Here is a 653-nt window from a genome sequence, read left to right on the forward strand (position 1 = left end):
GCGCGACACCGTGGCGGTGGGCTCGGTGATATCGGGCGATACCGTATTGGGCAGCGCCGGACGCGATCTGGCGGTCAGCGGATCGACGGTGGCCGGCACTCAGGACGTGGGTCTGGAAGCTGGCCGCAACCTGACAATTGGCGCGGCGGAGAGCAGCAGCGAGAGCCACAGCTATTCACGCACCAAGGCAACGGGCTTCGGCGCCACGGGTGGCGGCCTCTCCTACGGCTCGCGTGACCAGAAGGACACGATCAACGACAACGCCGTCACGCAGACCGGCAGCCTCGTCGGCAGTACCGATGGCAATGTCAGCCTGAAGGCCGGCAGTACGCTACGCGTGACAGGCAGCCAGTTGATCGCCGCGAAGGATCTGACAGGCGTGGGCGCCGATGTGGCGATCGAAGCCGCCAAGGGCCGCGCGCATCACGACGAAACCCACGAGATCAAGCAGACCGGCCTGACGCTGGGGGTTAGCGGCGGCGCGCTCGGCTCGGCAATCAATGCGGGCCAGAAAGTCAGCTCGGCGACCAAGAGCCAGGATGGCCGGGCATCCGCATTGTGGGGCATCGCGGCAGGTCGCGACGCCTATGACGCGGCCAAGGGCGCTGGCGATGCCGTGAAGAGCCTGGCCGGTGGTTCAGGACCGCTCGGCA

The 653-nt window shown here is 67.4% G+C and carries 1 protein-coding gene; it reads left to right on the forward strand.

Translation table 11 applies throughout. The annotated features are described in order from the left end of the window. A partial coding sequence (locus ABDB81_RS30375; RefSeq protein WP_346814418.1) for a hemagglutinin repeat-containing protein occupies nt 1-653 on the forward strand: 653 nt, incomplete at both ends.

Origin of the sequence: Cupriavidus sp. DL-D2, from assembly GCF_039710735.1 — a bacterium.
GTDB lineage: Bacteria > Pseudomonadota > Gammaproteobacteria > Burkholderiales > Burkholderiaceae > Cupriavidus.